Genomic DNA, 17126 nt, shown 5'->3' with positions numbered 1-17126 from the left:
CGTCTGGGCAGCGGGGGGCTGGCCGAGAACGCGCGGTCGGCCGGACCTGTACGGGGGTCGCATGACAGCATGGTGGGGCAACACCCGGCAAGAGAAGGGGGAGTTCGGTGAGCGTTTCGACGAGCGGGGTACGCAAGAGCCTGGCCAAGGTGGAGATCGCACTGCGGTGGGATCCGAGCCCTGCGGGCACACCCGCCCACGACCTGGACATCATCGCCGCGGTGTACGGCGCCGCGGACCTCCACGGGGAGCCGGTCCACCTCGTGCACTTCGGGAGCCGGTCCCCCGACGGCACCATCACGCTGAACCGCGACAGCCACACCGGCCAGGGCTTCGGCTTCGACGAGGTGATGACCCTCGAACTGAACCGGATGGCACCCGCGTTGGGGCGGGTGGTGGTGGGCGTGGTCATCCAGGACACCGGCCCGCGCGGCGCCCGTACGAAGACCTTCGCGGCCGTAGGCGGTACGGGGGTCCGGATCCGGGAGGGCTACACCGATCTCGCGGTGGCCGATTTCGACGGCGTCCCGGCCGCCACCGCGGCCACGGTCGCGGAGTTCACGCGCGATGCTTCGGGCGTCTGGTCGCTGGACGCCGCCGTGCGGGGCTTCGACGTCGATCCGGAGGAATTCGCCCGGACCATGGGCGCCCTGCGGTCCTGACGCGGGCGGCGGGGCCGGAGGTCGTGGGGTGTGGGTGTGGGTGCGGGGTCCTGGGCGTGGGCCTTCGGCCGCACAGACCGGGCGGTGGTCACTCCCTCGAGTGAGTGACCACCGCCCCGTCCGGGTGGCGCGCTGCCGCCGTCCCCACGAGGCAGCGCGGGCGGGTCGCCGTCCGGTCATCGGTGACGGCGGCCCACCGGTTCAGGGGGCCGGAGCCCCGTTCGGGTCCGGCACGGGGATGGGGGCCAGGCCCAGGGCGGGCAGCAGGGCCGCATCGACGAAGCGGACCAGGTAGTCGGCGTCGGCGTACTGCCCCTCCAGCACCGGCCGGATCCGCAGCACGCCCATCAGCTGGGCCGGCAGGAACTCCACGGCCGGATGGTCCGCCACGATCTCGCCGCGCGCCACCGCCCGCGCCACCATCGCGTCGAACGCGGCCAGCTCCGGCTCGACCAGCGCCTCGCGCAGGGCCGCCTGCAGCTCCTCGTCGCTGAGCACGGCATGCCCGAGGGCCTGGGTGAGGCGGGTGTCGCGGCCCGAGTTGCCGGCCGCGATCCGGGCCGCCTCGCGCAGGTCGCCGGCGAGCGTGCCGGTGTCCACCGCGACCAGCGTGCCCTGCCGGTTCGCCCGCAGGGCGGCCGCCACCAGCTGGGGCTTGGTCTTCCACTGCCGGTAGAGGGTCGACTTCCCGCAACAGGCCCGGGCGGCGACGCCCTCCATGGTCAGGGCCTCGTACCCGTGCTCGCGCAGCTGCTCCAGGACGGCGTCGTAGAACTCCTGCACCCGCTCCGGGGTGATCTTGGAGCGGCGCGCGGCGGGCGGCGTCGACGTCATGGTGGGCGGCTCTCCTCGGGGGCTCCGCGGCGGGTGGTTCCGTGGGGAAAGTATACGGGAACGCGAACGTATCGGTACACCTGCGTATCGATACGCGAATGTATCGATACACTGGCGTGTCGATGTGCGGCAGCCGACGCCGGCCGCCGTACACCGGCGCACCAGCCGCCTTCAGGCGGCGCTCGAGTACACGAAGAGAGAGTCGGGGGAATGAGCTCCCACACGACACCTGACGGGCCGGCCGACGGCCCGGCAACCAGGCAGCGGCGCCGCCTCATACGCGAGCTGCTACTCGTCGCGGGCCTGTTCGCCGTGTACAAGGCGGGCCGGATGCTCTCCACGGACCGCACCGACGAGGCGTTCCGCAACGCCCGCAGGATCTGGGACGCCGAGCGCACCCTGCACCTGCCGGGCGAGGGCGCGATCCAGCGGCTGCTCCTCCACGGGGCCGGCAGCGGCGGGGCCGGGGACGCCCTCGTGCACACGGCGAACACGTACTACGCGGCCGTGCACTTCCCGGCGACCGCGATCTTCCTGATCTGGCTGTACCTGCGCCGACCCGGCCACTACCTGTGGGCCCGGCGCGTACTCGCCGTCCTGACCGGCGCCGCCCTCGCGCTGCACCTCGCCTTCCCGCTCGCACCGCCGCGGATGCTCGACGCCGCGCACCTGGTGGACACCGGGCTGGTCTACGGGCCCTCCGTCTACCGGGCCGCGCCCGCCGCCGACACCATGGCCAACCAGTTCGCCGCGATGCCCTCCCTGCACTTCGGGTGGGCGCTCATGCTGGCGCTCGGCATGATCGCCGCCACCCGGTCCCGCTGGCGCGTGCTGTGGCTGCTGCACCCGCTGCTGACGCTGCTCGTGGTCGTCGGCACCGCCAACCACTACTGGCTCGACGCGATCGTCGCCACCGTGCTGCTCGGTGCGGCGCTGCTGGTCGTCCCGCGCCCGCGGGTCCGTACCGGCTCGCTGCCCGTCGTACGGCACCTGCCGCGCCCGCGGAGCGCCGCCGGGGCGGCCGGGGCGGCGGGAGCGGCCCAGGACGCTTCGCCCGAGGTCGCGGAGGCCGGTCCCGAGGCCGTGGGGGTGGGCCGGTGAACGCCACCGCCCTCGCCGTCGCGCTCTGCCTCGCCGCCGCCGTCGCCTACGCGGCAGCCGCCGTGGCCCAGGAGCGGCTCGCCCGCGCCGCCGTCGCCCGCAGCGCGGGCGCCCTGCTCGGCAACGGGGCCTGGTGGTGGTCGGCCGGGCTGAACGCCGGCGCCGCGCTGCTGCACGCGGCCGCCCTGCGCTACGGCCCGCTCACCCTGGTCCAGCCGCTCGGCGCGCTCACCCTCGTCGCCGCCGTCCCGCTCGGGGCCCGCGGGGCCGGGCGCCGGGTCGCGGCCACCGAATGGCGGGGCACCCTGGCCACCGTCGTCGGGCTCGGCCTGCTGCTGCTCCCGGCCTCCGGACCGGCCCCCGACGACACCCTCACCCTGGCCGAGGCGCTCGCCGTGTCCGGGGCGACCGCCGCCGTGATCGTGCTCCTGACCGCACGCCGGGACGTGCGCTCGGGGCTGCGGCACGCGACGGCGTCCGGGCTGGCCTCCGCCGTGGCCTCCGCCCTGACCCAGACCGTGGCCGTCGCGGGCGGCCGCGGCGGGGCCCTGCTCAGCGTGCGGGTCGTCTCCGTGGCGCTGCTCGTCGTGGTGTTCGCGGTCGGCGGGATGCTCCTGTCGCAGCGGGCCTACCGGGGCGGGCTCGGGGCGCCGCTCGCCGTGGTGAACCTGGCCAATCCGATGGCCGCGGCCGCCATCGGCATGGTCCTGCTCGGCGAACGCCTCCAGGGCGGCGCGATGGGGCTCCTGCTCGCCGTGGCCGGAGCGCTCGCGGCGGCGCGCGGGGTACTGCTGCTGACGCGGACGGCCGAGACCGCCGCCCCCGCGCAGGCGGCTTCCCTCACCCCGGCACCGGCTGCCCGTGTGCCGATCAGCCGTGTGGCAGCATGACGAGCATGGCTGACGGATCGTTCCTCTCGCTCTGGTCCAAGAACTCGGTGCTGTCCATCGGTTCGGTGGGATCGGTGCTCTCCATCGGCTCCGCCGGCAGCGTCCTGTCGGTCGGGTCCGTCGGCTCCGCGCTCTCGCTCGGCTCCGCGGGCTCCTGGCTGAGCACGGGCTCCCTGCTCTCCGCCCGGTCGCACCGCTCCGTACTCTCCTTCCGGTCGACCGGGGCGGCGCTCGCGCGGAGTTCGCACCGAGGGCTCGTGGCGGCCGCGGTGGTGGTCGCCGGGGTCGCGCTCGTACGGACCCGCCGCGGCTGAGAACCGTTTCGCCGGTGTTCGCGTCCTCCCCGGTGAACGCGAACACGCAGGAACGAACGAAGCGGAGTGAACAATCATGGGGATCGTCAGCTGGATCGTCCTGGGGCTGCTGGCCGGCCTCATAGCCAAGGTCCTGCTGCCCGGCCGCGACCCTGGCGGCTTGATCGGGACCACCCTCATCGGCATCGCCGGAGCCTTCGTCGGCGGCTGGCTCTCCGCGAAGTTCCTGGACAAGCCGATCGGACACGAGTTCTACGACCCCGCCACCTGGGGTTCCGCGATCGCAGGCTCGCTGGTGCTGCTCATCGGCTACCGGATCCTGTTCGGCAACTCCCGCGACTGAGCGGCGCCGGGACCACCGCCCAGGCTGGGGCCGCACGGCGCGACGTGCGCTCCGCACCTCCTGACAACCCGCCCTCACGCCGGGCGGAGGGCCGGGCCGACTGCCCGCGCCGGCGACCGGGCCGGCGGCGGGGGCCTTCCCGGCGGGTCGTTGCGTACGGCCCGTCGGGCCCGCTCCGGCGCAGCCGTACGCGGAGGCGGGGGGCGAGATCCGGTCAGGGACGGGGCGGGAGCCCTGGTGCCGACCCGGTGGGGCGGGATTCACTGCGGGGCCATGAGACGACACAGGATCATGGGCCTGCTCGGCGCGCTCGCGCTCGCCGCAGGCACCCTGGCCGGCGCCGCAGGACCCGCGACCGCGAGCGGCGCCCACCGCGCCACCGAAGCGAGCCCGGCGGGCCCGGCGGGCACCTCGGCCGTGCCCCGACCCGGCGCCGGCGCAGAGCCGCCCCCCGAGTTCGGGAGCGACTGGCACGACCCCCTCACCGCCGCCCCGCCCATCGCGCGCCCCGCGACCCGGTCCTGCGAGGTGACCCTCGCCGAGGCGCAGTTCCGCGACTACACCCCCTATCAGGGGAGCTACGCACCCCCGGCCGAATGCGGCGGACCCTGGGCCGAAGTCGTCCTGCGCCTCGACGGCAAGGTCAAGGGCCGCCAGTACGACCGCCTCGGCCACCTCTCCCTCGGCGGCGTCGAAATCCTCCGCACCTCCACCCCCGAGCCCTCGCCCGACGGCATCACCTGGTCCGTCGAGAAGGACGTCACCCGCTACCGCGACACCCTCAGCCGGCCGCAGCCCGTCGAGATGCTGATCGGCAACGTCGTCAACGACACCTACACCGGCGTCATCGATGTCAAGGTCACCCTCACCTTCTACGCCGCCGACCGGCACACCCCGGCCCCCGACACCCCCGACCGCGTCCTCCCGCTCACCACCCCCGCCGTCACCACCCCGCGCAACACCGAGCGGCTCCTCGCCGAGGTGTACGCCACCGGCTCCGGCGGCGGCTGCGAGGAGTACTGGTACATGACCACTCCCGACGCCGCCCCCTACTCCTGCAAGGCCGCCGACGGCCCCTACCGCGAGGTACGGATCTGCGTCGACGGGCAACTCGCCGGCATCGCGGCCCCCTTCCCGACCGTGTGGACCGGCGGCTGGTCGAACCCCTTCCTCTGGTACGTCACCCCCGCGCCCCGCGCCTTCGACGTCCAGCCGGTCGTCTACGACCTCACCCCGTACGCCGCCCTCCTCAACGACGGCCGCCCGCACCGGATCGAGGTGTCCGTCGCGGGTGTCCCGGCCGGGCAGAGCGGCTGGAGCACCCCGGCGAACCTCCTCCTGTGGCAGGACGAGGGCCGTACGGTCGTCACCGGCTCCCTCACCCGCCACGAGGAGGGCACACCGGCCAACTCCACCCACTGGACCCCCGGTACGCCCGGTACGCAGCACCGCCTCGACACCGAGGGCGGCCACCGCCTCACCGTCGCCGGCCGGCTCGACACCTCCCACGGCCGGGTCACCACCACCGTGACCCGCGCCGTCCACAACACCTCCGAGCACCGCTGGACGGAGGGCGAGAACCAGGACGCCCTGACCGCCGGCTGGACCGACGAGGAGAGTGTCACCCGCGGGCCCACCACCGTCCGCACCGCGCGCACGTACACGATGGACGGCGAGACCACCCTCGGCGCAGGGGACCGGCTGCGCACCGTCATCGCGCTCGGCGACCGGGCCGAGACGACCACCCTGCGCGGCGGCCGGACCGTGGACCGGACCCGGCTCGACGACCGGTACACGGGCGACGCGAGCTACACGGCGAACGTCCCGCGCGAGCAGCGGCACGCGGTCGGCACCAGCGCCGAGCGCTACCAGCGGTACGGGCCGGAAACCGCGGGCGGCTGCTACGACCGCACGCTGGCCACCGCCCAGGGAACGGTGACGGTGGACCGCCGACGCTGCTGACAGCGGCGGCGCCTACGATGACCGGCCATGGACAAGAGTGAGGCCGGCAGACAGCTGGTCGACGGCCGATTCGAACTGATCGCACCCCTGGGCGCCGGCGGCATGGGCACGGTGTGGCGCGCCCGCGACATCGCACTGCACCGCGACGTCGCCCTCAAAGAGGTGCGCCCGCCGGACCCGGCGACCGCCGCCGCCCAGCCCGGCCTCACCGTCCAGCTGCGCGAACGCGCCATCCGCGAGGCACGGGCGCTCGCCCGGCTCGCGCACCCGCACGTGGTGACGATCCACCACATCGTCGAGCCCGCGGCCGGCACGGACGGGCATCCGTGGATCGTGATGGAGCTGGTCAAGGGCGGCTCCCTGCACGACAGGCTGGAGTCGGGGCCGATGCCGGTCGCCGAGGCGCTGCGGCTCGGCATCGACGTGCTGTCCGCGCTGCGGGCCGCGCACGCCGAGGGGGTGCTCCACCGCGATGTGAAACCGGCCAACGTGCTGCTGCGCCCCGACGGCTCGGCCGTGCTGACCGACTTCGGCATCGCCGCCCTGCACGGTTCGACCGCCCTCACCTCCACCGGCGTGCTCATCGGCTCGCCGGAGTACATCGCGCCGGAGCGCGCACGCGGCGAGGAGGGGCTGGCGGCCTCCGACCTGTGGTCGCTCGGCATGCTGCTCTACGTGGCGGCGGAGGGGGTCCATCCGCTGCGCCGGGCCACCAGCCTGGCCACCGTCGTCGCCGTGCTCGACGAGCCGATCCCGGCTCCGGTGCGGTCCGGCCCGCTGGGGCCCGTACTGGAACGGCTCCTCGTACGGGATCTGGCCGTACGGCCCGACGCCGCGCAGCTGGAACAACTGCTCCGGGATGCGAGCGCTGCTCTCGGAGGCGCGGCGCCGGTCGTGCCGCCCGTGGTCCTGGGCCAGTACGGGCCGCCGAACCCGCAGACCCCGATCGGCATCGGCCAGGCCCCGCTCCCGCACCCCGGGATCCCGCAGCCCTACGCCCCGTCGCCGCCGTTCACCCCCGGCGGCGGGTCCCCGTACTCGGTCACCACGCCCGTCCCGGGAGTGCGCACCCCGCGCCGCCGCCCGGCGCTGATCGGCGGCCTCCTCGCGGTGGCCCTCGCCGGCGGCGCGATCGGGATCGTCAACTGGCTCCCCGACGGCCACACCGACGGCGGCGGCAGCGGGGCGAAGGGCGGCGGCGCCACCCTCGGCGCAGCCCCCTCCACCCCCGGCGCCAAGGCGAGCACCCCCAGGGCGAACGGCAGCCCCGTCGCCGCTCCCAAGGGCAGCCTGCTCACCCCCGCCAACGTGCGCACCGCGCTCGAGGCCCTCAAGCAGAAGTCCGGCACCACCGAGTTCGTGGAGATGACGGTCTACGAGGAGTACGTGCTCGCCTCCGTCCCCACCGGCCCCGGAGCCAAGACCTACGACCGCTACGAGTACCGCGACGGCGAGGCGAAGCGCACCGGCCCCGGCGGCACCGTCAAGCCGGACGAGCCGCTGATCGACATGGCGGCCGTCAACTGGGACGCCCTGCCGGCCCTCCTCGACCAGGCCAAGCAGGAGCTCGGCGTGGCCAACCCGACCTCCCGCTACGTCATCGTCGAGCCCTGGCTCTTCGACCAGACCCCGTCCATGCGGCCCTACCTCACCGACGAGTACGGCCAGGGCGGCTACGTCTACGCCGACACCCAGGGCAAGGTGAAGAAGGTCTACCGCTCCTGACATCGTGTACCCGTACGCATGCCGCACCTGCGTACGGCCCTTCACGGCTCGAGGAGTACGACCACCATGCCCAGCTGGCGCACCACCCTGACGGCGGCCGGTATCTCCGGCCCCCGACTGCGCGACGACTACACGTACGTCGCCCGCCGGGTCCTGCGCCGCGAGCCGGCCCCGTACCTGACGCTGCGCCTGCTCGCCGCGCCGCCGCTGGTGCCCTGGCTGACGGCGGGGGTGGCCTTCATGAACCGGGTCGACGACGTGGCCGAGACCGGCACACCGCAGGAACGTTCAGCCGGTCTGGCCGCGCTCACCGGGCAGGTGGAGGCGGCCCTGAAGACCGGCGACAGCCCCGACCCGCTGCTGCGCGCGTACGCCCACGCCGTCGCATCCCGCGGCCTCCCCGGGCACTGGGTCTCCCGGTTCCTGGAGGGCGCGGCCACCGCTGAGGCCTGCTTCGACGGCTTCGGGACCGACGAGGACTTCCAGGCCTACCTCGACGCCTACGCCTGGCCCGGGGTGCTGGTCTTCACCGGGCTCCAGTACCAGGGCGGCCCCGACGAGGAACAGGCCGCCGGGTGGCGGCGGTTCGTCGACGCCGCCCAGCGGGTCGACTTCCTCGCCGACCTCGCCGGGGACCTCGCGGAGGGCCGGCTCTGCCTCCCGCGCACCCGCCTCGCCGAGCACTCCGTCACCCGGGCCGACCTCGAACAGGCCCGCGACACCCCGGCCGTACGCGCGCTCCTCGCCGACGAAACCCGGCGCGCCCGCACCGCCCTGGATGCCACCGACGGCATCCTCGACCTGGTCGAGCCGGGTCTGCGCCCGGTGATCGCGACCATGTCGGAGCTCATGGGACACCAACTGACCGCCGTGGAACGGGCCGGCGTCCAGGCCCTGCGCAAGGACGTCGGCTACGGCCTGGCGGCCCCCGTCCGCACCCTGCTCCGCGCCCGCGCAGGCAGGTCCCGCACGTCCCGCTAGGGCCTGAGTTCGTCGTCGTGCTGGAGAGGATCAAGGTGCGCGGGCCGGTGGGCCGTCCCCGCATGAGGCCCGACGCGGTCGCCGCCGACAGGACGGCGGTCGGCCGGTGTCCCATGACGCCGAGCCGTACAAGGAGCGCAACACGGCGGAACGCTGCATCAACAAGATCCGGGCCTGGCGGGGCCTGGCCACGCGCTGCGACAAGACGCCCGTGAGCTACATGGCGGGGCTCCAACGGCGCGGATCCGTCACCTGGATACGCAGCCTCGACCAGGGGCCGCGGTTGTGGCGCCCGGCCGGCTGAGCCGGACGCCGCAACCGCGCACGTCAGGCCGACGCGGTGACCGCTGCGCCGAGGTGCTGGGCGAGGAACCGGACCGCGCTGTCGGCCTCGAACCGGGGCAGCTCCTTGTGCTTGCCCGAGTTCACGTGCAACGACTTCTCCTTCGAGGCGAAGGCGTCGAACAGCGCGAGACCCTCCTCGCGAGAGATGTGCTTGTCGTCCCACTGCAGATCGAACTCGATCGGGACGGTGATCTGCTTCGCCTTCTCGGCCAGGACGTCGGGCCAGTGCTGGCCGAAGACCGCGGCAGTGATCCTGGGTTCGACCGCCACGAACGGCACGCCGATCGCGGTGCCCATGTTGATGCCCCAGTAGCCGACCGGCCCGTCGGCGCCGATCTCCGGACGCTCCTGAAGGGCGTCCAGGGTCGTCTGATACTCGGGTACGGCGAGGTCCGACAGGTGCTCGTTGTAGCGGACGACGATCGGGCCTTCAGGCTCGCCCGCCGCCCTCGCACGGAACAGCTCGGCGATCTCCGCCTCGTCGTGCTCCGTGCGCGGCCGGTCGCCGTGACCGGGCGCGTCGATGACGGCGACGTGGAAGCCGCAGCCGTTCACGAGCAGACGGGCCCTGGAGGGGCCGAGGCCGCCCGTCAGGACATTTGTACCGGCGGGGTCCGTACACGCGGATCTGCCGGGGGAGCCGCCCCGGTCCATAGCGTGGTGGGCATGACGCAGACGACGCACACAGCCCGGACGACGCAGACCGCGGAGCCACCGAACGCCGAGCCCGCGATCCGGTTCCGGCACGCCGCCAAGGCCTTCGGCGCCGTCCAGGCCGCCACCGGCATCGACCTCGACGTCCGGCGCGGCGAGACGGTCGCCCTGCTCGGCCGCAACGGCGCCGGAAAGTCCACCGCCATCAGCCTGCTGCTCGGCCTGAACGAACCCGACGCGGGCAGCGTACGGCTCTTCGGGCAGACCCCCGGCCAGGCGGTCCTGGCCGGCCGGGTGGGCGCGATGCTCCAGGAGGGGCGCGCCGTACCGCGGATCACCGGCTTCACCCCCACGCGCCGCTTCGCCGAGATCGGCCAGTCCCTCGCCGCCGGCGCCGCCCCCGGCCTGGCGGCGGTCGCCGTACTCGCGGTGTGGGCCCTTCTGTTCGGCTCGTACGCGGTGCTCTCGTACCGTCGGTCCGCGAGGACGGTGTAACGCATGAACCGGGTGACAGGAGCGAAGATGCAGGGCAGGCGGGAGCTCGCGAGGGAGCGGAAGGCCGACTTGGAGGCCCGCAAAGCCGAATGGCGGGCACTGGAGAAGCGCCGCAAGGCATGCGGCGAGGCCCCCGATTACGGCCGCGGCCCGATGGGCCCGCCCAATGCCTTCACGCTGCTGCCGTGGCTGCTGATGGGCATGGGAGCCATCTCCAACGTGATCAAGGGGGAGACTCCCAACCCCTGGATCGGCGCCCTCGGCCTGCTGGTCTTCAACTCCCTCTACATCACCCTGGTGTTCCGCGCCTTCGACAAGCGGGCGCGGGAGGCTGCGAGCACCCGCTGGTGCCTTGCCGCGCTGGGCGCGGTCACCTGCGGGCTCGCCCTCGCCTACGGGGGCAACTGGCTGCTGTTCTTCCCGCTGTGGGGCCTGGCCACCGGTGCGGTGGTCCGGGGCCGCGCGCTCGGCCCGGTGATGTTCGTCGTCACCGGCCTGGCCGGGGCGGTCGCGGGGCTGGACGAGGGCTGGGACACCCTCGGCATCGTCTACGGGACCCTCGTGTCCGGGATGGTCACCGCGGCGATCCTGGCCTTGTCCGAGACGGTGAAGGAACTGCGCGAGACGCGGCAGGAGTTGGCCCGGGCCGCCGTGGACCAGGAGCGGCTGCGCTTCTCCCGCGATCTGCACGACCTGCTCGGCCACACCCTCTCGGTGATCGTCGTGAAGTCGGAGGCGGCCCGCCGGATCGCCCCCCGGGACATGGACGCGGCCCTCGCCCAGGTCGCCGACATCGAGTCCGTCGGCCGCCAGGCGCTCACCGAGATCCGGGAGGCCGTCACCGGCTACCGCGAGGCCGGCCTCGAGGCCGAACTCGACCGGGCCCGCGGCGCGCTGACCGCCGCCGGGATCGAGCCCGTCGTACGGCAGTCCGGGCCTCCGCTGCCCCCGCAGGCGGCGGCCCTGCTCGGCTGGGTGGTGCGCGAGGCCGCCACCAATGCCATCCGGCACAGCGGCGCGACCACCTGCGAGTTCGAGGTGCGGAGCTCCGCGGAACGGGTCCGCCTGGTGATCACCGACGATGGAAGCGGCGTAGGCTCGACCCCGCCGGGCAGCGGACTGACCGGCCTGACCGAACGCCTCGCCGCGGCGGGCGGCACCTTCGTCGGCGGTCCGGCCCCGGGCCCGGGCCGCGGCTTCCGGGTCACCGCCGAGCTCCCGGTGGAGCCGGCCGAACCGGAGAACCCGGCCACCCCGGAGAACGAGGAGAATCGATGATCAAGGTCCTGCTCGCGGAGGACCAGGGCATGATGCGCGGCGCGCTGGCCCTGCTGCTCGGGCTGGAGGAGGACATCGAGGTCGTGGCGCAGGTCGGCGCCGGGGACGAGATCGTTCCCGCCGCGATCGAGACGCGGCCGGACGTGGCCCTGCTCGACATCGAACTCCCGGGCCGCAGCGGGCTCGACGCCGCCGCCGAGCTGCGCACGCGCTGCCCCGGCTGCCGGGTGCTGATCCTGACCACCTTCGGGCGCCCCGGCTACCTGCGCCGGGCGATGGAGGCGGGGGCCGGCGGGTTCCTGGTCAAGGACGGGCCGGTGGAGGAACTGGCCGCCGCGATACGCCGGGTGCTCGCCGGAGAGACCGTGATCGACCCCGCGCTCGCGGCCGCCGCGCTCAGCGCCGGCCCGAACCCGCTGACCGCGCGCGAGGCCGACGTGCTGAACGCGGCGGTCGACGGGGCGACCGTGGCCGACATCGCGGCCAGGGTCCACCTGTCCGGGTCGACGGTACGGAACCACCTGTCCTCGGCCATCGGCAAGACCGGTACCCGCAACCGCATGGAGGCCGTCCGCGCGGCCCGTCGCCAGGGCTGGCTCTGACGGCGCGAACGGGTGGGGGAGACTGGCGCGTACGCCGAATCCCGAAGCTGGAGCGACTGATGCCGCAGATCACCGTGGACTACTCCGCGTCCTTGTCCGACGCCTTCGACCGCCGCGGGTTCGCGGGTGCCCTGCATCCGCTGACTGCCGAGATCGCCGACACCCCCGTCGACACCTGCAAGACCCGCTTCCGGTGCGTCGAGGAGACCTTCGTGGCCGACGGGGCGCCGGAGCACGCCCTCGTCCACGTCGAGCTGGGCCTGCTGCCGGGCCGTACGGACGAGGTGAAGGCGGAGTTGAGCCGGGCCGTGCTCGAACTGGTCCGCGCGTACACGGGCTCCGCGCCGGGAGCGGTCGTGCACTGGTCCGTGGACGTGACCGAGCTGGGATCGGCGTACTGCAAGTACGTGGGAGACGCGGGGGATGCGGGGGCGGGGGCCGCGGGGGCCACAGGGGCCTGAAGCGGGACCGCCCCTGCCTGCTGCCGGGTCAGTACGCGCCGTTGACGTTGTCGATCGAGCCGTAGCGGGCCGCCGCGTAGTTGCAGGCGGCCGTGATGTTGGCGACCGGGTCGTACGAGTCCAGGGACGTGCCGGGCACGTGGTAGGCCCGGAAGGTCGGGTCGATGACCTGGAGCAGGCCCTTGGAGGGGATGCCGGCCGCCGCGTTGGAGTCCCAGTTGTTGATGGCCATCGGGTTGCCGGAGGACTCCCGCATCACGTTGCGGTGAATTCCGTTGTAGCTGCCGGGGATTCCGTGTTTGGCCATGATGTCCAGCGACTGCCGGATCCAGCCGTCGAGGTTGTTCGCGTATGCGGTGGCGGGCTTGACCGCCGCAGTCGCCTTCGCGGCGGCCGCCTTCGCCGCGGCGCCCAGGCTCAGCTTGAGCCCGGGGCGAATGATCGAGGGGTTGCTGCCGATGGCATTCCGGTTGACCTCGTAGAGGGCCTGCCAGCCGCCGTTCACCGCATGCTCGACGGCGATCTTCGAAAGGGTGTCGCCGACGTTCACCGAATAGGTCAGGGGAGCAGCGGCCTTTTCCGCCGCCGGCTTGACGGCGGGCAGCGCGACGGTCTTCACGGCGGGTGCCGAGGCCGGCTGCGTGACGGTGGCCCCGGCCGTGGTCGCGCTGATCAGGGGCAGGGCGAGGGCGGCGCCGCCGGTGCCGGCGAAGGCCAGCTTTCGGGCGATCGGGCGCTGCTTCGGCCGACGGTGCTTACCGAGTCCGGGCATGGCGGAATTCCTCACGTGCGGGTGCGGGGGGATCCCTGGCGGCGGCCGGATCCGGTAGCTGCCCGCTGGGAACGACGTGACCGTAAGCGAGCCCGCCGGGCCGGAACAAGGCTTGAATTCCACCGGGTGATCGACTTCCCGGTATCGCGGTGGGAAATGACCTTGAGGGTGCCTTCCGGGAATGGCGAAATCCCTTTCCTGGAAAAGGCAATCGCCGCCTCCGGATAAATGATGTTGCCCGTATTCGAGTGACCCACATCACGAGCCTTCGTGGCTTTCCGTGGAAACGGACAAGTCGCCCATGTGTATGCCTGATTCGGGCATCTCGCCCGTTGTTTGCGAATCGCCCACCAGGGGTGCTTCCCGGCATGCCAGTCATGACTCAAAGGGGGCGGCCGGAGCCGCTACAGCTCCGCCAGCCGCTCCAGCGCCGCCGACACCGCCGCCTCGCCCGCCGGCAGCAGCGGGAGCCGTACGGCCGGCGTCGGGATCCGGCCCCGGGCGTGGAGCACCCCCTTGACCACCGCCGGATTGGGCTCGGCGAAGACCGCCGCTGACAGCCGGGCCAGGCCATGGCCCAGGGTCCGTGCCCGCGGCACGTCGCCGGCCCGCCAGGCCGCCGCGAGCTCCGCGTACCGGGCCGTGGCCAGATGGGCCGAGGCCAGGATCCCGCCCGCCGCGCCCAGCGCCAGCAGCGGCGACAGGTACACGTCGTCGCCCGCCAGTACCGCGCACCCGTCCGGCAGCCCGCCGAGCAGCGCCACCGTGTCCTCGTCGATGCCGCCGCCCGCGTACTTCAGCCCGGCCACCCCGGGCAGCTCCCCGAGCGCCCGCAGCGCGGCCGCGTCCAGCGGCTGCCCGGTCCGGTACGGGACGTGGTAGACGACCAGCGGTACGGGACTCACCTCGGCCAAACGCGCGAAATGCGCCAGCACCCCCGCCGCCGCGGGCCGCACGAACGACGGCACGGCCACCAGCGCCGCCCGCGCCTCGGGCCACCTCGCCAGCCGGCCGAGCGCCGCCTCGGCGGCGCGGGTGCCGCTCGCCCCGGCGCCCACGGTCAGCACCGCGCCCCGCTCCCGGCAGACCCGGGCGCAGACATCGGTGACGAGGTCGCGCTCCGCCTCGTCGAGAGTGGCGGGCTCGCCGGTGGTGCCGAGGGCGACGATCCCGGTGGCGCCCTCGTCGAGCACCTCGTGGGCGAGTGCCTCCAGGGCGTCGGTGGCGATGTCTCCGGCGCGTGTGAAGGGGGTGACGAGCGGTACGTGAATCCCGTGGAGGGAGAGGTTCTGTGCCATGCCCACGAGCTTCATCTGCCCCGAGCGTCAAATCCAGTTCGCGTTTCTTACCTGAACCGTAAGCTGAGCCGATGCTCGACGTACGACGCCTGCGCCTGCTGCGCGAACTCGCCCGCCGCGGGACCATCGCCGCCGTGGCGGAGGCCCTCGCCTTCAGCCCTTCGGCGGTGTCCCAGCAACTCGGCGTGCTCGAACGCGAGGCGGGCCTGCCGCTGCTCGAGCGGACCGGCCGCCGGGTCCGGCTCACACCGGCCGGGCAGAACCTGGTCCGGCACGCCGAGGCCGTCCTGGAGCGGCTCGAACAGGCCGACGCCGACCTCGCCGAGGCGCGCAGCGGCCTGGCCGGAGCCCTGCGCATCGGGGCCTTCCCCACCGCGATCCGGGCCATCGTCCCGGCCGCCCTGGTCACGCTGGCCCGCCGCCATCCGGGGCTGGAGCCGATGGTGTCCGAGACCGACCCGGCGGCGGTCGCGCATGCGCTGCGCGCCGGGGACCTGGACGTGGCCCTGATCCACGAGTACGACTTCGTCCCCGCGCCGCAGGAGCCGGGGCTCGCCACGGAACCGCTCTACCGGGAGGCGATGTACCTGGCCGCCCCGGCGGCAGCGACGGCAGCGACGGCGGACGCCATCGCCACCGCCACCACCGCCGCCGCCGAGCGGAGCGCCGGCCGGGATGCCGCCCGGGACGGTGACCAAGGCGCCGTACTGCGGTCCCACGCCGCCGCCCCCTGGATCACCGCAACCCCCGGCACCCTCTGCCACGCCATGGCCCTGCGGGCCTGCCAGGCCGCCGGCTTCACTCCGCGGATCCGCCACCGGGTCGACGAGTTCCCCACCGTGCTCGCCCTGGTCGCGGTCGGCCAGGGCGTGGCGGTGGTCCCGCAGCTCGGGGTCATGGGGCCCGCCGACCCGGCCGTCTCCCTCACGCGTCTCCTGATGGAGCGCCGCACCAAGGTCGCCTTCCGCAGCGGCGCCGCCACCCACCCGGCGGTGGCCGCCTTCGGGGCGGCACTTCGCGCCGCCGTGCCGCCGGAACTCGCCACTCCTGCTTCCGCCGTGTGACACAACTCCCCTCCGCCGTCCCGTCCGTGTACGTTCGTTGATCCAGACAGATCCGAACAGAGCGGGGTACGACGTGACGCATCGTGTACGAGGGGTCATCGCCCGGAGCAAGGGCGCACCGGTGGAGACGACGACGATCCTCGTGCCCGACCCGGGACCCGGCGAGGCCCTGGTCAAGGTGCAGGCCTGCGGGGTCTGCCACACCGACCTGCACTACCGCGAGGGCGGCATCAACGACGAGTTCCCCTTCCTGCTCGGCCACGAGGCCGCCGGGATCGTCGAATCCGTCGGCCCGGACGTCACCTCCGTCGCGCCCGGCGACTTCGTGGTCCTCAACTGGCGTGCGGTGTGCGGCACCTGCCGCGCCTGCAAGCGCGGCCGTCCGTGGTACTGCTTCAACACGCACAACGCCACGCAGTCCATGACCCTGGAGGACGGCACCCCGCTCTCCCCGGCGCTCGGCATCGGCGCGTTCGCCGAGAAGACCCTGGTCGCGGCCGGCCAGTGCACCAAGGTCGACCCGGCCGCCGCCCCGGCCGCCGCCGGACTCCTCGGCTGCGGGGTGATGGCCGGCCTCGGCGCCGCCCTCAACACCGGCAATGTCGGCCGGGGCGACTCCGTCGCCGTCATCGGCTGCGGGGGAGTGGGCAACGCGGCCGTCGCCGGCGCCCGCCTCGCCGGCGCGGCCCGGATCATCGCCGTCGACCTCGACGACCGGAAGCTGGAGTGGGCGCGGGGCCTCGGGGCCACCCACACCGTCAACGGCCGCACGGAGGACGTGGTCAAGGCCATCCAGGGCCTCACCGGCGGAAACGGCGCGGACGTGGTCATCGACGCCGTAGGCCGCCCGGAGACCTACCAGCAGGCCTTCTACGCGCGCGACCTGGCCGGCACCGTGGTCCTGGTCGGCGTGCCGACGCCGGAGATGAAGCTCGAACTCCCGCTCCTCGACGTCTTCGGCCGCGGCGGCGCCCTCAAGTCCTCCTGGTACGGGGACTGCCTGCCCGAGCGCGACTTCCCCCTCCTCATCGACCTCTACCTCCAGGGCCGCCTCGACCTCGACGCCTTCGTGTCCGAGACCATCCCGCTCGACGGGGTCGAAGCCGCCTTCGTGCGGATGGAACGCGGCGAGGTCCTCCGCTCGGTCGTCGAGTTCTAGGGCCGCCGGCACCCGGCCCGGCCCAGCCCGGCACCTGGCCTGGCCCGGCCCGGCACCTGGCCTGGCCCGGCCCGGCACCTGGCCTGGCCCGGCCCGGCACCTGGCCTGGCCTGGCCCGGCACCCGGCCCGGCACCTGGCCCGGCACCCGGCCCGGCATCCGGCCCGGCACCCGGCCCGGCACCCGG

The 17126-nt window shown here is 73.9% G+C and carries 15 protein-coding genes and 4 pseudogenes; 15 read left to right on the top strand and 4 right to left on the bottom strand.

Annotated elements, in window-relative coordinates:
* Window positions 1–107: 107 nt before the first annotated feature.
* A complete protein-coding gene (locus AB0I68_RS12425) occupies window positions 108–662 on the top strand; it encodes a TerD family protein (RefSeq protein WP_363177200.1) in 555 nt (184 codons plus the stop codon).
* Window positions 663–863: 201 nt separating this feature from the next.
* On the opposite strand, the gene AB0I68_RS12420 is transcribed toward AB0I68_RS12425, so the two are convergent.
* Window positions 864–1496 (bottom strand): TetR/AcrR family transcriptional regulator, encoded by a 633-nt coding sequence (locus tag AB0I68_RS12420; RefSeq protein WP_363177199.1) that lies wholly within the window; start codon window positions 1494–1496, stop codon window positions 864–866.
* Between the two features lie 210 nt (window positions 1497–1706).
* On the opposite strand from AB0I68_RS12420, the gene AB0I68_RS12415 reads away from it, so the two are divergent.
* The 8 genes and pseudogenes from AB0I68_RS12415 to AB0I68_RS12380 form a co-directional block, all read left to right on the top strand.
* Window positions 1707–2597: a phosphatase PAP2 family protein gene (locus AB0I68_RS12415; RefSeq protein ID WP_363177198.1), complete on the top strand. Its 891-nt coding sequence runs from the start codon at window positions 1707–1709 to the stop codon at window positions 2595–2597.
* On the top strand, window positions 2594–3487 hold the full coding sequence (locus tag AB0I68_RS12410) for a hypothetical protein (protein ID WP_363177197.1): 894 nt from the start codon (window positions 2594–2596) through the stop codon (window positions 3485–3487). The genes AB0I68_RS12415 and AB0I68_RS12410 overlap by 4 nt, the downstream gene beginning before the upstream one ends.
* 5 nt (window positions 3488–3492) lie before the next feature.
* Entirely contained in the window at window positions 3493–3801 is a 309-nt protein-coding gene (locus AB0I68_RS12405; protein ID WP_363177196.1) for a hypothetical protein, read from the top strand.
* Window positions 3802–3877: 76 nt separating this feature from the next.
* Window positions 3878–4144 carry a GlsB/YeaQ/YmgE family stress response membrane protein gene (locus AB0I68_RS12400; RefSeq protein WP_363177195.1) on the top strand — a complete coding sequence of 89 codons (267 nt, stop codon included), beginning with the start codon at window positions 3878–3880 and terminating at the stop codon, window positions 4142–4144.
* A 438-nt stretch (window positions 4145–4582) separates the two neighbouring features.
* Window positions 4583–6106 (top strand): annotated as a pseudogene (locus tag AB0I68_RS12395) (peptide-N4-asparagine amidase); the annotation flags it as partial.
* Between the two features lie 27 nt (window positions 6107–6133).
* Entirely contained in the window at window positions 6134–7831 is a 1698-nt protein-coding gene (locus tag AB0I68_RS12390) for a protein kinase (protein WP_363177194.1), read from the top strand.
* Window positions 7832–7897: 66 nt separating this feature from the next.
* Window positions 7898–8812 (top strand): squalene/phytoene synthase family protein, encoded by a 915-nt coding sequence (locus AB0I68_RS12385; RefSeq protein ID WP_363177193.1) that lies wholly within the window; start codon window positions 7898–7900, stop codon window positions 8810–8812.
* Between the two features lie 2 nt (window positions 8813–8814).
* Window positions 8815–9116: pseudogene (locus AB0I68_RS12380) on the top strand (hypothetical protein); the annotation flags it as partial.
* A gap of 23 nt (window positions 9117–9139) precedes the next feature.
* On the opposite strand, the pseudogene AB0I68_RS12375 reads toward AB0I68_RS12380, so the two are convergent.
* Window positions 9140–9727: pseudogene (locus AB0I68_RS12375) on the bottom strand (alpha/beta hydrolase); the annotation flags it as partial.
* 96 nt (window positions 9728–9823) lie between these two features.
* Here AB0I68_RS12375 and AB0I68_RS12370 point away from each other — a divergent pair.
* From AB0I68_RS12370 to AB0I68_RS12355, 4 genes and pseudogenes are all read left to right on the top strand, one after another.
* A pseudogene (locus AB0I68_RS12370) lies at window positions 9824–10150 on the top strand (ATP-binding cassette domain-containing protein); the annotation flags it as partial.
* Window positions 10151–10309: 159 nt separating this feature from the next.
* On the top strand, window positions 10310–11584 hold the full coding sequence (locus AB0I68_RS12365; RefSeq protein WP_363177192.1) for a sensor histidine kinase: 1275 nt from the start codon (window positions 10310–10312) through the stop codon (window positions 11582–11584).
* Window positions 11581–12186, top strand: coding sequence for a response regulator transcription factor (locus tag AB0I68_RS12360; RefSeq protein WP_363177191.1), 606 nt, complete (start codon window positions 11581–11583; stop codon window positions 12184–12186). Before AB0I68_RS12365 ends, AB0I68_RS12360 begins: the two co-directional genes overlap by 4 nt.
* A 59-nt stretch (window positions 12187–12245) precedes the next feature.
* Window positions 12246–12647, top strand: a complete 402-nt coding sequence (locus tag AB0I68_RS12355) for an isomerase (protein ID WP_363177190.1) — start codon at window positions 12246–12248, stop codon at window positions 12645–12647.
* Between the two features lie 28 nt (window positions 12648–12675).
* Here AB0I68_RS12355 and AB0I68_RS12350 read toward each other — a convergent pair whose 3' ends face one another.
* Entirely contained in the window at window positions 12676–13419 is a 744-nt protein-coding gene (locus AB0I68_RS12350; RefSeq protein ID WP_363177189.1) for a transglycosylase SLT domain-containing protein, read from the bottom strand.
* 404 nt (window positions 13420–13823) lie between these two features.
* Window positions 13824–14717: a dihydrodipicolinate synthase family protein gene (locus AB0I68_RS12345; protein ID WP_363177188.1), complete on the bottom strand. Its 894-nt coding sequence runs from the start codon at window positions 14715–14717 to the stop codon at window positions 13824–13826.
* 71 nt (window positions 14718–14788) lie between these two features.
* On the opposite strand from AB0I68_RS12345, the gene AB0I68_RS12340 reads away from it, so the two are divergent.
* Window positions 14789–15781, top strand: a complete 993-nt coding sequence (locus AB0I68_RS12340) for a LysR substrate-binding domain-containing protein (RefSeq protein WP_363177187.1) — start codon at window positions 14789–14791, stop codon at window positions 15779–15781.
* 73 nt (window positions 15782–15854) lie between these two features.
* Entirely contained in the window at window positions 15855–16940 is a 1086-nt protein-coding gene (locus tag AB0I68_RS12335) for an S-(hydroxymethyl)mycothiol dehydrogenase (RefSeq protein ID WP_363177186.1), read from the top strand.
* Window positions 16941–17126 lie beyond the last annotated feature (186 nt).

It is taken from the genome of Streptomyces sp. NPDC050448 (assembly GCF_040655295.1).
GTDB lineage: Bacteria > Actinomycetota > Actinomycetes > Streptomycetales > Streptomycetaceae > Streptomyces.
The sequence above is the reverse complement of the archived record's forward strand: the minus strand, read 5'-3'. Positions and strand labels throughout refer to the sequence as shown.

What these genes read in the sequence shown, in the direction of transcription:
- AB0I68_RS12365 (WP_363177192.1), top strand. Translation starts at nt 10,310, where the DNA reads ATGAACCGGGTGACAGGAGCGAAGATGCAGGGCAGGCGGGAGCTCGCG.
- AB0I68_RS12385 (WP_363177193.1), top strand. Translation starts at nt 7,898, where the DNA reads ATGCCCAGCTGGCGCACCACCCTGACGGCGGCCGGTATCTCCGGCCCC.
- AB0I68_RS12415 (WP_363177198.1), top strand. Translation starts at nt 1,707, where the DNA reads ATGAGCTCCCACACGACACCTGACGGGCCGGCCGACGGCCCGGCAACC.
- AB0I68_RS12340 (WP_363177187.1), top strand. Translation starts at nt 14,789, where the DNA reads ATGCTCGACGTACGACGCCTGCGCCTGCTGCGCGAACTCGCCCGCCGC.
- AB0I68_RS12420 (WP_363177199.1), bottom strand. Translation starts at nt 1,496, where the DNA reads ATGACGTCGACGCCGCCCGCCGCGCGCCGCTCCAAGATCACCCCGGAG.
- AB0I68_RS12355 (WP_363177190.1), top strand. Translation starts at nt 12,246, where the DNA reads ATGCCGCAGATCACCGTGGACTACTCCGCGTCCTTGTCCGACGCCTTC.
- AB0I68_RS12345 (WP_363177188.1), bottom strand. Translation starts at nt 14,717, where the DNA reads ATGGCACAGAACCTCTCCCTCCACGGGATTCACGTACCGCTCGTCACC.
- AB0I68_RS12360 (WP_363177191.1), top strand. Translation starts at nt 11,581, where the DNA reads ATGATCAAGGTCCTGCTCGCGGAGGACCAGGGCATGATGCGCGGCGCG.
- AB0I68_RS12350 (WP_363177189.1), bottom strand. Translation starts at nt 13,419, where the DNA reads ATGCCCGGACTCGGTAAGCACCGTCGGCCGAAGCAGCGCCCGATCGCC.
- AB0I68_RS12405 (WP_363177196.1), top strand. Translation starts at nt 3,493, where the DNA reads ATGGCTGACGGATCGTTCCTCTCGCTCTGGTCCAAGAACTCGGTGCTG.
- AB0I68_RS12390 (WP_363177194.1), top strand. Translation starts at nt 6,134, where the DNA reads ATGGACAAGAGTGAGGCCGGCAGACAGCTGGTCGACGGCCGATTCGAA.
- AB0I68_RS12400 (WP_363177195.1), top strand. Translation starts at nt 3,878, where the DNA reads ATGGGGATCGTCAGCTGGATCGTCCTGGGGCTGCTGGCCGGCCTCATA.